This window comes from Actinoplanes sp. CA-252034 (assembly GCF_050956125.1).
GTDB lineage: Bacteria > Actinomycetota > Actinomycetes > Mycobacteriales > Micromonosporaceae > Actinoplanes.
This window is the reverse complement of the sequence record NZ_CP191846.1, coordinates 7,398,287-7,411,024: the sequence shown is the minus strand read 5'-3', so window position 1 is coordinate 7,411,024 and position 12,738 is coordinate 7,398,287. Positions and strand designations below refer to the sequence as shown.

General features: G+C 71.1%; 15 protein-coding genes. 8 read left to right on the top strand and 7 right to left on the bottom strand.

Features of this window, described 5'->3' with window-relative positions; translation table 11 throughout:
* Positions 1 to 103 precede the first annotated feature (103 nt).
* The gene (locus ACQPZW_RS33660; protein WP_433790044.1) at positions 104 to 880 is read right to left on the bottom strand and encodes an NAD(P)H-binding protein; all 777 of its coding nucleotides are present in this window, start codon (positions 878 to 880) and stop codon (positions 104 to 106) included.
* Between the two features lie 76 nt (positions 881 to 956).
* Here ACQPZW_RS33660 and ACQPZW_RS33655 point away from each other — a divergent pair, with 76 nt between their 5' ends.
* Together ACQPZW_RS33655 and ACQPZW_RS33650 are read left to right on the top strand one after the other, a co-directional pair.
* Positions 957 to 1,346, top strand: a complete 390-nt coding sequence (locus ACQPZW_RS33655; protein WP_433790043.1) for a winged helix-turn-helix transcriptional regulator — start codon at positions 957 to 959, stop codon at positions 1,344 to 1,346.
* A 44-nt stretch (positions 1,347 to 1,390) separates the two neighbouring features.
* Positions 1,391 to 1,786 carry a VOC family protein gene (locus tag ACQPZW_RS33650; RefSeq protein WP_433790042.1) on the top strand — a complete coding sequence of 132 codons (396 nt, stop codon included), beginning with the start codon at positions 1,391 to 1,393 and terminating at the stop codon, positions 1,784 to 1,786.
* A 169-nt stretch (positions 1,787 to 1,955) separates the two neighbouring features.
* Here the strand turns inward: ACQPZW_RS33650 and ACQPZW_RS33645 are convergent, their stop codons facing one another.
* From ACQPZW_RS33645 to ACQPZW_RS33635, 3 genes are all read right to left on the bottom strand, one after another.
* Positions 1,956 to 2,621 carry a helix-turn-helix domain-containing protein gene (locus ACQPZW_RS33645; RefSeq protein ID WP_433790041.1) on the bottom strand — a complete coding sequence of 222 codons (666 nt, stop codon included), beginning with the start codon at positions 2,619 to 2,621 and terminating at the stop codon, positions 1,956 to 1,958.
* A 35-nt stretch (positions 2,622 to 2,656) separates the two neighbouring features.
* Complete coding sequence (locus ACQPZW_RS33640; protein ID WP_433790040.1) at positions 2,657 to 2,983, bottom strand: TraR/DksA family transcriptional regulator; 327 nt, start codon at positions 2,981 to 2,983, stop codon at positions 2,657 to 2,659.
* An 817-nt stretch (positions 2,984 to 3,800) separates the two neighbouring features.
* Positions 3,801 to 4,823 carry a glycoside hydrolase family 5 protein gene (locus ACQPZW_RS33635; protein WP_433790039.1) on the bottom strand — a complete coding sequence of 341 codons (1,023 nt, stop codon included), beginning with the start codon at positions 4,821 to 4,823 and terminating at the stop codon, positions 3,801 to 3,803.
* A gap of 149 nt (positions 4,824 to 4,972) precedes the next feature.
* Here ACQPZW_RS33635 and ACQPZW_RS33630 point away from each other — a divergent pair, with 149 nt between their 5' ends.
* Together ACQPZW_RS33630 and ACQPZW_RS33625 are read left to right on the top strand one after the other, a co-directional pair.
* On the top strand, positions 4,973 to 5,323 hold the full coding sequence (locus ACQPZW_RS33630) for a PadR family transcriptional regulator (protein WP_433790038.1): 351 nt from the start codon (positions 4,973 to 4,975) through the stop codon (positions 5,321 to 5,323).
* Positions 5,320 to 6,273 carry a hypothetical protein gene (locus ACQPZW_RS33625; RefSeq protein ID WP_433790037.1) on the top strand — a complete coding sequence of 318 codons (954 nt, stop codon included), beginning with the start codon at positions 5,320 to 5,322 and terminating at the stop codon, positions 6,271 to 6,273. Before ACQPZW_RS33630 ends, ACQPZW_RS33625 begins: the two co-directional genes overlap by 4 nt.
* Before the next feature lie 21 nt (positions 6,274 to 6,294).
* On the opposite strand, the gene ACQPZW_RS33620 is transcribed toward ACQPZW_RS33625, so the two are convergent.
* A complete protein-coding gene (locus ACQPZW_RS33620; RefSeq protein WP_433797687.1) occupies positions 6,295 to 6,981 on the bottom strand; it encodes a S1 family peptidase in 687 nt (228 codons plus the stop codon).
* 162 nt (positions 6,982 to 7,143) lie between these two features.
* Positions 7,144 to 8,310, bottom strand: coding sequence for a dipeptidase (locus ACQPZW_RS33615; RefSeq protein WP_433790036.1), 1,167 nt, complete (start codon positions 8,308 to 8,310; stop codon positions 7,144 to 7,146).
* 172 nt (positions 8,311 to 8,482) lie between these two features.
* Here ACQPZW_RS33615 and ACQPZW_RS33610 point away from each other — a divergent pair, with 172 nt between their 5' ends.
* From ACQPZW_RS33610 to ACQPZW_RS33600, 3 genes are all read left to right on the top strand, one after another.
* Entirely contained in the window at positions 8,483 to 9,523 is a 1,041-nt protein-coding gene (locus ACQPZW_RS33610; RefSeq protein WP_433790035.1) for a glycoside hydrolase family 26 protein, read from the top strand.
* Positions 9,524 to 9,683: 160 nt separating this feature from the next.
* The gene (locus tag ACQPZW_RS33605; RefSeq protein ID WP_433790034.1) at positions 9,684 to 10,913 is read left to right on the top strand and encodes an acyltransferase family protein; all 1,230 of its coding nucleotides are present in this window, start codon (positions 9,684 to 9,686) and stop codon (positions 10,911 to 10,913) included.
* Between the two features lie 44 nt (positions 10,914 to 10,957).
* Positions 10,958 to 11,524 carry an exonuclease gene (locus ACQPZW_RS33600; RefSeq protein WP_433790033.1) on the top strand — a complete coding sequence of 189 codons (567 nt, stop codon included), beginning with the start codon at positions 10,958 to 10,960 and terminating at the stop codon, positions 11,522 to 11,524.
* Here ACQPZW_RS33600 and ACQPZW_RS33595 read toward each other — a convergent pair.
* On the bottom strand, positions 11,509 to 11,979 hold the full coding sequence (locus ACQPZW_RS33595; protein WP_433790032.1) for a hypothetical protein: 471 nt from the start codon (positions 11,977 to 11,979) through the stop codon (positions 11,509 to 11,511). The two genes, ACQPZW_RS33600 and ACQPZW_RS33595, sit on opposite strands and share 16 nt — an antisense overlap.
* Before the next feature lie 289 nt (positions 11,980 to 12,268).
* Between ACQPZW_RS33595 and ACQPZW_RS33590 the strand changes: the two genes are divergently transcribed.
* A complete protein-coding gene (locus tag ACQPZW_RS33590) occupies positions 12,269 to 12,727 on the top strand; it encodes a peptidase inhibitor family I36 protein (RefSeq protein WP_433790031.1) in 459 nt (152 codons plus the stop codon).
* Positions 12,728 to 12,738 lie beyond the last annotated feature (11 nt).

The window sequence follows — 12,738 nt, the reverse complement described above, 5'->3', positions numbered from 1 at the left end:
CCCCGCAGGGTCCGGCTCGCTGTGACGGGCATGCGTGATGGGCGGGCCGGGGCAGGTCGCGCACGATCAGGTTGCGCACGATCACATCGTGGCGGCGATTCGCTCAGCGTGAGTGGGCCGGTGGGCCGGTGTAGACGCCGGCTCGTACGGCCCGGCCCAGGGCGACCAGCGCGGCCGCCAACGGTGGTGGGGCGCTCGTCGACAACAGGTGCTCGGTGTACTGCTCGTCGTCCAGCAGGAGCGGCTCGACTGGGCGACCCAGCCGCGCGCTGAGGAGGGCCGCCACCGCCACCGTGTCCAGGGGCACCGGGCCGTGCACCTCGACCACACCCCGTGCCGGACCCAGCAGCGTCTCGGCCGCGAACTCGGCGCACCGTGACCGGCTCACATAGGACACCGCGCCGCCGCCCGCGTTGCTGACATGCCGTCCCGTCGCCGCCGCGGCGGCCTGCAGACCGTCGAGTCCCTCCAGGTACAGGTTGTTGCGCAGGGCCGTCCACGGCACCCCGGAAGCGCGCAGCGAGGCCTCGGTCGCCCGGTGGGCCGCGTTGAGCATGTCGGGCGGCCCGTCGCAGCCGACCAGCGACGTGTAGACGAGATGCCCGACTCCGGCCTCGGCCGCCGCCGTGACGGCTGCCGCATGCTGGGCCGCCCGGTGACGGTTGTCGCGGTGATCGGTGCTGACCACGAGCGCCGCATCGGCCCCGGCGAACGCTGAGGGGCCGATGTCGTCGAAATCGGCACGGCGAACCTCCACCCCCGCGGGTACGGTCTCCGGCCGCCTGGTCAGCACGATGAGCTCCGCCCGGCCGCGGAGCCGGCGCACGACCGCTGACCCGAGCGCCCCGGCCCCACCGGTGACCGCAATTCGTTTGCCCATGCCGCCCATCGTCGGCGAGCATCCGCCCACCCGGAAGAACGCACTGTTTCCTGCCCCAGGCACACGGGAGTAACCGATGGAGCTCGCACTACTGCTGCCACCCGGCATGACGGTGACACCAGCGATGAAACAGCAGTGCCCGCTGCGTGACACCCTCGACCGGATCGGCGATCGCTGGACGGTGATCGTCGTGGTGCTGCTGCTGCCCGGACCACGCCGCTTCACCGAGCTGATGCGCGCCGCCGAGGGCATCAGCCAGCGGATGCTCACACACACGCTGCGTGGTCTGGAACGCGACGGCCTCGTCACCCGTACGGTCCACGCGACCGTGCCGCCGAAGGTCGAATACGAGCTGACCGCGCCCGGTCGTGCCCTGGCCGGCCCGCTGACCGAGCTGCTGCACTGGTCGGTGCGGCATCAGGAGTCGGTCCTCGCGGCCCGCACCGCCTACGACGCCGATGTCTGATTCGTTCAAGACCCGGCCTCCCGGTGTCTCGTAGCGTCAGGTCCATGGCACCCACCTTCAACGCGATCGGCCTGGCTGTGGCCGACATGGCAGCGTCCCTGTCCTTCTACCGGCGGCTGGGCCTGGAGTTCCCGGACGGCGCCGAACTCGAGCCGCACACCGAGGCGGTGGTCGCCGGCGGCATCCGGCTCATGTGGGACACGCACGCCTCCCTGCGCACCTTCGACCCCGGTTACGAGCCGGGGTCACCGTCGGGCGGCTGGGCTTTCCTCTGCGCCGACGCGGCCGAGGTCGACAGCGTGCACGCCGACCTGGTCGCCGCCGGCCACCCGTCGGTCCACCAGCCCTGGGACGCCCCCTGGGGCCAGCGGTATGCGCAGGTGAAAGACCCCGACGGCAACGTCGTCGACCTCTTCGCCTGGGCGAAGCAGGACGCATAGCAGCAGGCGCGCGGGAGGCGTAGCGGCAGGCGGCGCTCGCGGGGGCGCGGCAGTAGGGGCGCGGCAGGCGTGCAGGAGGCGGCGTTCGCGGGGCGCGGGAAGGCGGCGCTCGCGGGGGCGTGGCAGTGGGCGCGTGCGGGAGGCGAAGCCGGAGCAGGCGGGAGCGGGGTCAGAGCAGGTCACGCAGCGGCACGCCGGCCATGGCCCGCACCTCCCGCGCGAGGTGGGCCTGGTCGGCGTAGCCCGCGTCGGCCGACACGGCGGCGAACGGACGGCCGGCCCGGGCCAGCGCGACGGCCCGCTGCAGCCTCAGGATCCGGTGGAGGGTCTTCGGACCGTACCCGAAAGCGGCATTGCTCCTCCGTTGTAGTTGCCGTGGGCTGAGCCCGCAGCGCTCGGCGACCGCGCCCACCGGTGACCCGGCCCGCGCGGCCCCGGCCAGCGCGACCATCAGCGGATCGGCGCCCTGCCAGCGCCGGCCCGCGGCGGTGGTGAGCGCCGCCATCGGGTCGTCGGCCTCGGCGACGGCCCGGACCTCGGCGGCCGGCCACAGCGCCTCCAGCGGCACCTGGCGGTCGACCAGCTCGCAGGCGGGCACCCCCAGCACGCCCGGCCCGGTGCCGGCGCCGAACCGCAGCGCGGCATAGCGGCTGCCGGGTGGGGGACGCCCGATCTGGGCCGTGGTGTCCGGTCCGGCGACGAAGACCGAGCCGTCCTGCCAGATCAGGTCGAGGCAGCCGTCCGGCAGAATCCGTTTCGCCCGGCCCTCGCCGGGCGGCGTGACACTGCGCCATGCGACGACGTGCGGCAGCGGTGACGCCCATTCCTCGTACACCCCCCGAGCCTGCCACGGGGGTACGACATTCCCACTCAGGCGCAGGTCACGCAGCTGCGGGTGAACGGTCTAGCCCGCAGCCGCTCCGACGGGATCGGCTGGCCGCAACCCTCGCAGACACCGAAGCTCCCGGTCTCCATCCGCCGCAGCGCCTCGTCCACTTCGTCGACGCGCTGCCGTGCGGCGGCCAGCATCGCGGTCAGCTGGGCGCGCTCGAACCCGACGGTGGCGCCCTCCGGGTCGTGCTCGTCGTCGCCGTTGACGTCACGGGACGCCTCGAACAGCGCCTCCAGGTCGGCGGCGAGCGTCGCGGCCGAGGCGGTGAACTCCGCTCGCAGCCGTACCAACTCGTCGCGCATCATCCTTCGAGGCTAGCCACCGTTTGAAGTCGGAGTCTGCCTCGGCACAGCTCGCTCGGGGCGGCCGGGCCACGCCGTGGCCCGGCCGCCCCGGTCCGGTTCGGTGGCTGGGAGCTTCCGAGGTCAGGGTCTGTGCCAGGTCGCCGCCGCCCCGGGCCGGCCTACCTGCCGGGTTCGGGTGTTCTCGCCGCCGTCTACGGTCGGTGGCTGAGCCCGGGTTCCCCTACCGGGTGCGCCGGACGGCCCGGTGATGGGTTTTGTGCCCGCGCGAACCGCTGCTCGGGTGCGAGTGCGGCGCGGCACCGGCGTCGGCGAGCCGGCCCGCGCGTGTCAGTGGTCCGTGTGGTCGATTTTCTCTGTGGTCGCTGGCGGTGATGGGCGCACACGTAGCGGTTGCGTGTGCGCTGGTCGTCGCCCTGGCGTTGGTGAGAGCCCACGATCGGGGTTTCGTGTGCGCTGGTGGTCGTGGGGGCGTGGCTGGGGTCGCACGATCGGTGTTCGTGTGCGCTGGTGGTTGTGGGGGCGTGGCTGGGGTCGCACGATCGGTGTTCGTGTGCGCCTGTGCTCGTCCTCGTGCTCGGCGAAGGCAGGGACCGTCCTGGTGACGAGTCCCCCGGGGCAAGGGCAGCGGACGTCTCGGCGACCAGTCCCCCGGGGCGATGGGCCGGAGACGTCTTGGTGGCCAGTCCCCCGGGCCGAGGGCAGCGACGTCTCGGCGACCAGTCCGTGAACCGCGGCGTGAACGGGCTGCCGGCGACGTCATGACCTGGCTGAGCTATGGCCAGCCGACGCCGGCACACACCCTGATTCCGAACGCTCTCTAGAGGCCCCACCCGTACCGGATGCGGTCGCGGCCGGACGTGTTGCGGACCGCGAGGTTGAGGTTGGTGCCGCTGCCGCTGAACGCGAACATCGAGTAGTAGTCGAAGCCGGAGGTCCCGGTGGGTTTGCCGCCGAGCGCCGGCCAGTAGACGCCGCCCATCTGGTTGTCGCGCATGACCTGGGTGACGGCCCTGATGTGGCGGACGAAGTTGTCGGTGCTGCCGGCATCGGCGTAGTTGAGGCCGGTCGACATGGGCGCGCCGTATTCGGTGACGACCGCGCGGGAGGCGCAGTTGCCGAGGCGGGTCTGCACGTGGCTGCGGAAGGCGTCGTACGTCATGGCGCTGTAGAAGAAGGCGTAGTGATGGAACGACAGGAGCGTCCCGCTGAACCGGCTGTCGTTGCAGACGTCGCGCAGGTCCTGGCTGTAGCCGGTGCCGCCGATCAGGGTCCGGGCCGGTACCGCCGAGTAGTGGTAGCTCATCCAGTTCGCGGCCACGTTGCGCCACTCGGCCGAGCTGTAGCCGTGCGGCTCGTTCATCGGCTCGAAGTAGACGTTGGTGTTGGCGCCGTACAGGTAGGTGACGTTGGACCACATGGTGTTCCACGCGGCGATGTTGGTGATCCGCCCGCCGGATGCGGCGCCGTCCTCCCAGTAGGCGAGGATGACCTTGAAGCCGCGTGCGGTGGCCGCGTCGATCGCACCCCGGTAGGCGTTCCACCAGGTCGTTCCGACGGTGTGCGTGTTGATCGGCAGCCGGACCGTGTTGACGCCGATCGCGGCCATGTCGTCGTAGAGGGCGTTGGCCTTGGCCCGTACGGTGGCGTTGCTGTCGGATTGGCTCAGGCCCTGCACGACGAGCGGGCCGGTGCTGAAGTTGTCGCCGAGCACGGCCCAGTTCATGCCGCGGAACTGGTTGGTGACGGCGGCCGCCGGGGACGCCCCGGTGACGACGCCGAGGGGGATCAGCGCCAGCGCGGTGAGGCCGCCGATGACGGCTCGGAGAAGGGTGGGTCTCAAGGTCTCGTCCTTCCACGCGGGGAACGTGTCTGGCAACACCTTGGTAATGATGTGAACGTTCACGCGATCGTTCGAGCCCACTCGTTCACAAACAGCCAAAGGCGAACATCGGTTGACCCCATAGTCAGATCATCTTTATATTGGGCCGCATGCCGCCCGCACCCATGCGTGAACCGACGTTCTGGATCCTCACCGCGCTGGCCCCCGAGCCTCGCTACGGCTACGCGGTCATCCAGGAGGTGAGCCGCCTCTCCGACGGCCGGATCACCCTCCAGGCGGGCACGCTCTACGCCGCCCTGGACCGGCTCGTCGCCCTCGGCCTTGTCGAGCTCGACCGGGAGGAGACCGTCGACGGCCGTCCCCGCCGTTACTACCGGCTCACCGCGGGCGGCGCGACCGCGCTGGACGCCGAGACCGAGCGGCTGCGCGCGAGCGTCGAGGCCGCCACCGCCCAGTTGGCGGCCCGTCGCCGATTCGGCCTGGGGCCGGTGTCGTCATGAGCGACCGGCTCACCCGGCGTTATGCGTTCTGGCTGCGCTTCTCTCCGCCGGGCCCGCGCCGCGCCGAGATGCTCGCGACCCTCCTGGAGTGCGCTCCGCCGGAGCGCGTCCGGCCCACCGGCCGGGAGATCCTCAACCTCGTGGGGTACGGCCTACGCGCTCGCCTGGGCCGGCCGGCGAGCACCGCGGTGGTGGTCCTGGCCGTCCTGATCGCGCTCGCCTCGGGCCTGCTCGGGGCGGCCGCGGCGGCCCGGGCCGGTTGGGCGGCCGCCCCGTCGCTGCCGTCCGGCGCCGAGTCGCGGGCGCTGGGCGAGACCGTCTTCCCCGGCCGGAAGGTGTGGGGCGGCGGCGACGCGGAGACCTTCGTGCCCAGTGGTGACGGCGAGCAGACCGTCTACGGCTTCGCCGACTACTGGATCGAGCACGACGACGGGACCCGTGACGTGCTCGCTTACGCCAGGGGCGCCCGGGACCGGCTGGCCGCCGCCGGCTGGGACGTGCACGGCGACGTCACCTTCGAGGAGGACGAGGAGTCCGTGACGCCGATCGGCACCGCCGCGTTCTGGGCGTCCCGCGGCGACCTGGTGCTCAGCTACACCGGCGTCCTCTGGGGCGACCGGGCCCCGTGGGCGCCGCCCGCCGAGGTCGCGCACAGCCGGGTGGCGCGCGTCTACATCGCCCAGGACTCGACGAATGAGCAGCGCGACTACGCCCAGGCGGCGATCGCCCGGGTCTGGGGCGCGACGTCCTTCTCGTTCCACTACGACCCTACCGACGACGAGTACCGCTACGCGTACTGCGACGGCGGGGAGCTCACCGGTGATTCGGGCATGCGGGTGCCGTACTTCTGGGAGATCGGTTTGACGAGTCCCGGGGTGTTCCCCGCCCTGGTCGACGAGGTCTCCCCGATGCCGGGCGTGGTGGCGGTGCGGCACGGGCGGGCGGCCTGACCGCCCGCTCGTGCCGAGGGGTCAGGCCGGAAGCCCGCCCACCTGGGTGTTCACCCACGCGCGGATCGACGGCAGGTCGCCGTAGATCGACGGGGCGGTGGCGCAGGTCGAGCTGTTGTTGCCGGCCCGGCTGGTGACGCCGATCAGCGCCCACCGGCCGCTGACCTGCCGGACCTGCGGCCCGCCGGAGTCGCCGTAGCAGGCGCCGGCGTTGCCGTTGGTGTTGTTGGTGCAGATCTCGTAGGCGGCGTCGATGCCGGAGCAGCGGCTGTCCGCGACGATCGAGGTGTTCAGCTGGTTGGCGACCGTCGGGGTGGAGCCGCAGCCCCGGGTCGGGCAGGTCTGGCCCCAGCCGATGATCCGGGTGGCGGTGCCGACCGCGCCGGACGTGGTCGGGATCGGCGCCGGGGCGTAGGTCACCGAGGAGGCCAGCTCCAGGAGCTTGACGTCGATCCGCGGGTGAGTCACGGCCCGGCGGACCGAGACGACGACTCCGCCGCTGGACCGGTTGATGCTGCCGACCCGCACGGTGCTGGGGGTGGGGCAGTGCGCGGCGGTGACCGCCCAGTTCGCCTTGATCAGCGAGCCGGTGCAGCCGGACACGTAGACCATGAACGAGTAGTTCTCGCTGGCCGGCTCACCGCCGACGACCTGGGTGGCGGGGCCGGGGTCGGGCGGCGCGGCCAGGGCGGCGGCCGGCGCGAACATTCCGGCCACCGCGACAGCGGTGGCCAGGAGGATCCGGGCTGAGAGGCGCATGTGACGTCCCTTCTTGCCTTCGGGGGAACGGGCTGGTGCCCGCGGCCGAAGTTACAAGAAAGTGACAGATGTCGATACATCTCAGTCGGTGCCCCTGTTCGAGGTGATGGTTCAGCGTGGCCAGAGCGGTTCCTCGGCATGTTCCTCGGCGTCCCGCATCGCTCGGAGGATGTTGCGGTTCGCGAGTCTCGCCAGGTCGGCCGGTGACCACCGGCGATCGCGCAGCTCGGCCAGCAGCCGCGGATAGGCGGACACGTCGGCCAGGCCGTCCGGCACCTCCGGTGTGCCGTCGAAGTCGCCGCCGATGCCCACGTGGTCGATGCCGGCCACCTCGCGGGCGTGTTCCACATGGTCGGCCACCTGGGCCACCGTCGCCGACGGCTTCGGGTTCGCCGCCAGCCACGGCGCGAACGCCGGCTCCGCCGCCCAGTCGTGCGGCACGCTCACCGGCACGTTCGCCGGCTCCTCACCGGGGCGCGGGGCACGCGGCCAGTCGTCGCCGTACGGGGGCAGGCCCAGCCGCCCCCACTCGTCGTCGGCGGCCTGCAACCAGTCCCGGACCTGCGGCGACACGAAGAACGACACGAACGTCAACTGGATCACCCCGCCGTTGCCGGACAGCCGGGCCAGCACGTCGTCGGGCACGTTACGCGGATGGTCGGTCACCGCCCGGGCGCCGGAGTGGCTGAAGATCACCGGGGCGGCGGCCTCGTCCAGGGCCGCGTGCATGGTCGCGGCGGAGACGTGCGACAGGTCCACCAGCACGCCCAGGCGCTGCATCTCCCGTACGATCACCCGCCCCTCGGCCGTCAGGCCACCGTGCGCCGCGTCCTGCGTCGCCGAGTCCGCCCACCCGGTGTGGTGATTGTGGGTGAGGGTGACGTAGCGGACGCCGAGCCGCGCCAGGCATCGCAGCACGCCCAGGGAGCTCGCGAGGCAGTGCCCGCCCTCCACGCCGATCAGCGACGCGATCCGGCCGCCCGCGATTGCCCGTTCCACGTCCGCCGACGTGTAGGCCATCGCCAGGTCGTCCGGATGCGCGGCGACCAGCCGGTGCACCAGGTCGATCTGCTCCAGGGTGCTGGCCAACGCCACCGGCTCCGGCAGGTCCGACGGCACGTACACCGACCAGAACTGCCCGCCCACGCCCCCTCTGCGCAGCCGCGGCAGATCCGTGTGCAGGCCCGGGCTCTCCTCGTGCAGGCGGGGCACGGCCGAACCGTGCCACTCCCGCAGGCGCATCGGCAGGTCGTTGTGGCCGTCGATGATCAAGTCCATCTCCCCTGGCTACCGCCCGCCGCCCGGCCGTGCAAGGGGATCCGCCCGTTCGGGGCTCGTTTCTCCGCAACCGGGTGGCACCGGCACGGGCACTCGGCCCGCACCTCCCGCCCTGGAATCTCTTTCACATGCCCGGCCGACAACGCGCCGGACAAACTGGGGGAGTCACTGAATGCGCCTGGCCAAGCTGCCGAAGTTCCTGACAGCTCTGACCGCCGTTCTCGCGGGAACCGGAGCCGTCCTGGCCCCGAGCACCGCTGCCACCGCCGCCCCCGCGGCATGTGTCACCGACGCCAAGCTCGTCCCGTCCTGCGGCGTCCTCTGGGGCGGCGCGGCCGGTGGATTCACCAGCACGCCGCGTGACCAGGCTCTGAAGACCTGGGAGAAGGCCAGCGGCCGGACGGCGAGCCTGTTCCACCAGTACCACAAGGGCGACGAGGCGTTCCCCACCAAGGCCGAGATCGCGATGACCAACGACCCGGCCAACCCGCGTGCCCTGCTGCTCAACTGGAAGATCGCCTACGGCTCGTCGTGGGCCAAGGTCGCCAAGGGCGAGCAGAACAAGCGGATCGACGCCTTCGCGGCGCGCGCCAAGTCGTACGGCAAGAAGTTCTTCCTGGTCCTCAACCACGAGCCGGAGAACGACGTCAAGGCCACGAAGGGCTCCGGCTACGAGGCCAAGGACTTCGCGGCCATGTACCGGCACACGATCAAGCGCCTGCGCTCGCAGGGCGTGACCAACGTCGTCAACGTCGTCGCCTACATGGGCAACGAGAAGTGGATGGCCCAGTCCTGGTGGGCCGACCTGTACCCCGGCGACGACGTGGTGGACTGGATCGGCCTGGACTCCTACGTCTCGGTCGAGAAGGGCTACTACCACTTCGGTGACTTCGCCGACCTGCTGGACCGCAAGCCCAAGGGCGGCGGCCTCGGCTTCTACGACTGGGCCGTGACCAAGCACAAGAACAAGCCGATCATGGTCGCCGAGTGGGGCGCCTACCACCGCGTCGGCAAGACCACCGACAAGGCCGCCGTCTACGACAGCGTCGTCTCGGAGCTGCGCAAGCGCCCCGCCATCAAGGCGATCGTGCACTTCGACACCAAGAAGGACGACCAGGGCGACCGCGACATCAGCATCGACAGCACCAAGGCGAGCCTGGCCGCGTTCAAGAAGCTGGCCGCCAACCCGATCTTCAAGGTGAAGCTCGGCTGACGTCCCCCCGGATGAGAAGCGCCGCCCGGTCCCCCGCCGGGCGGCGCTTTTCGCTGTGCATTTCCTCTCCCGACACTCTGCGTTCGCCGACCGCTGCTGCAATGCCGAGTCGGCATCGCGCACATGAGGGACCAGGTAAGTGGCAGAACAGAACAGGCCCGTGCTCACGGCCCTCACCGGCCTACGGGCGGTCGCGGCGATCGGTGTCGTCATCTCGCACAGTGGAGTGCCGGCGAGCCTGCCCGAGCACCTCGACAAGATCGCGAGCTGGGGCCACATCGGCGTCCCGATGTTCTTCATGCTCTCCGGGGTGGTGCTCGCCTACAACTACTCCCACCTCAAGGGGTGGGAGGGCCGCCGCACGGTCAAGTTCTACATCGCCCGGATCGCCCGGGTCATGCCGCTCTACTGGGCGGTGATCGCCTACTGCGCCATCTACCTCTGGGTGTACGGCCGGCCCAACCACGGCTGGGCGCTGCTGCAGAACCTGCTCGCCGTACAGACCTGGAGCGGCGATCTCAAGGTGGCGATGGGCTACTACAACAGCCCCGGCTGGTCCATCGGCGTCGAGTTGTTCTTCTACGCGCTGTTCCCGTTCCTCGTCCCGCTCGTCGCCGGGCTGGCCCGCCGCTTCGGCTGGCGTGGCCTGATCGTTCTGATTCTCGCGATGGCCACGGTCATCCTCGCGCTCTGGGCCGCCTTCCACCTGACCGGCCACTCCTCGTTCAAGGCCGACAACCCGACCTCGGCGCACCGCTGGCTCTACCGCAACCCGCTCTGCCACCTGCCGATGTTCGTCACCGGTATGGCGGTCGCCTTCCTCATCCCGTACACCGGGCGCTGGTCCACCCGGCGCCACCACGCCATCCAGACGTTCGTCTTCAGCTACGTCTTCGGCCTGGCCGCCTTCCGCCCGATGGGCTCCGGCTGGAGCTCGGCCGCCTACGGCCTGCTCTTCGTGGTGCCGTTCGCGCTGGTCATGATCAGTCTTGCGTCCGGCCGCGGCTGGATGGCCCGGATCCTCTCCACCACCGTGATGGTCCGTCTCGGCCTGGCCAGCTACGCCCTCTACATCACCCACCGCTGGATCCTCTTCGACCTGGGCACCGCCGACCGCATCAAGACCGGCGGCGGCTGGGCCCCCTACGGCGCCCTGCTCATCACCCTCGCCGTGCTGCTCCTGATCGCCGAGGGCGCCCATCGGTACATCGAGGAACCATCCCGCCGGTTGCTGGTCCGTCTCACACGGCGTTGGACATCAGGTGGTACGAGCCACCCGGTCCCCGACCACACCACACCCGACCGGGGCCACCCCGCGAGCGGGGCGGACCGTCCCGGCCGACTCGCGGCCGCCGGGCTGGGGCCTTCCCTTCCGGAGGGACCCCGCTAGCGAATCCGGTCGACGTCGCGGATCGTGCCACCTATGGTGCCGGAGTGGCACGACCCGAGATCTACATCAGCACCGACATCGAGTCCGACGGCCCGATTCCCGGCCCGCACTCGATGCTGAGCTTCGCGTCGGCGGCCCTCACCGCCGACAAGACCCTGCTGGGCACCTTCACCGCCAACCTGACCACGCTTCCCGAGGCGCGCGGCCACCCGGAGACGATGGCCTGGTGGGAGACCCAGCCGGAGGCGTGGGCGGCGTGCCGGGCCGACCAGCAGGACCCGGCGACCGCGATGGCCGCCTACCGCACCTGGCTGGAGGGCCTGCCCGGCCGTCCGGTCTTCGTCGGCTACCCGGCGGCCTTCGACTTCATGTTCGTGTACTGGTACCTGATCCGCTTCACCGGTGCGAGCCCGTTCTCCCACTCGGCCCTGGACATGAAGTCGTACGCCATGGCCCTGCTGGGCACCGACTTCCGGTCGACGGTGAAGCGGACCATGCCGCGGGCCTGGTTCGACCGTTCCCCGCACAGCCACGTGGCCCTCGACGACGCCCTCGAACAGGGCGCGCTCTTCTGCGCCATGCTGAACGCCCGCGGTCAGTTCTTGCAGTAGGTCCCGTTGTTGGTCGACCAGTAGGTGATCGTGGACAGACCGCGGACCGGCCGGGTGTAGGTGACCTTCAGGCAGGCTCCCCGCGAGCCGTGCATGGTCGCGGCCTCGGTGATCGACTGGGCGATCCACGCCCCGTGGACGGTGGCGACCGCCCCGCACGCCACCCCGATCGGGGTCAGCGGCGGCACCATCAGCGGTGCACAGACCACCGCCGCGGCCGCCGCGAAGCCTCCGCCGCCGATCGTCAGCTTGCGGTAGGCCGCCTTGGTCGCCGACCGGGACAGGTACGCGCTGCACGTGACGATGCCGCAGTTGATCGTGACCGGGCCGTAGGTGCTCGCGGCCAGCGCCGGGGTGGGGACGGCCACCGCGCCGCCGGTCGCCACGGCGCCGAGAACGGCCAGGGCGGCGAGACGTGCGCGGAGGGTGCGCTTGGTCCGGGTGGTGTGTGTCATCGCGAAACCTCCTGCTCGTGACCGGGTCCCGGAGGTGGGACCGGTGCGTCGACAACAGATTCGCGGCCGGGAGGGCCTCCGCTCCAGGGCAGGGGTGCCCGGGTACCCACCTTCTCCGCCTTTCCGGCTAATCCCGGCGAGTGAACTGTTTCCGGCCATCGCCCGCCGCAGAAGCCCCGCAGCACGGCGCTGACCTGGCCGAATGTCCCACCTCTCCACTCCGGAAAGGCCATGAGACCGGCCCGCGCATCCCGCTAACCTTGCGCGCGTCATCTGGGGAGGGAACAGGATGCAGGTGCGAACAAGGATCACGGCGCTCATGGTGAGCCTCGGGATGGTGCTGGCCGGTGTGTTCGGCGTGGTGTCGCCGGCTTCGGCCGCGGCCGGCGACTGCGCGAACGGCAGTCTCTGTTTCTGGGTGGACTCGAACTATTCCGGCGCCCGGTACAACCTCGGCGCCGGCCGCAACGCCAACCTGCAGAACAACCCGTGCGGAGGCTGCCGCAGCTCCACCAACAGCGGCGCGAACGGAACCTGGAACGACATGGCCAGCTCCTGGTACAACCGCACGTCGACTCCGGTCTGCGTCTACGCGAACCCCAACTACGGCGGCAGCACCTCGCTGCGGGTCGAGCCGGGGCAGGCGAGGAGCTTCAACTCGACCTGGAACGACCGGATGACCTCGGTCCGGCCGGCGATCTGGCGCAGCGGCGGAGGCACGATCGTCCCCGGCTACTCCTGCTTCTGACGTTCCGGGCC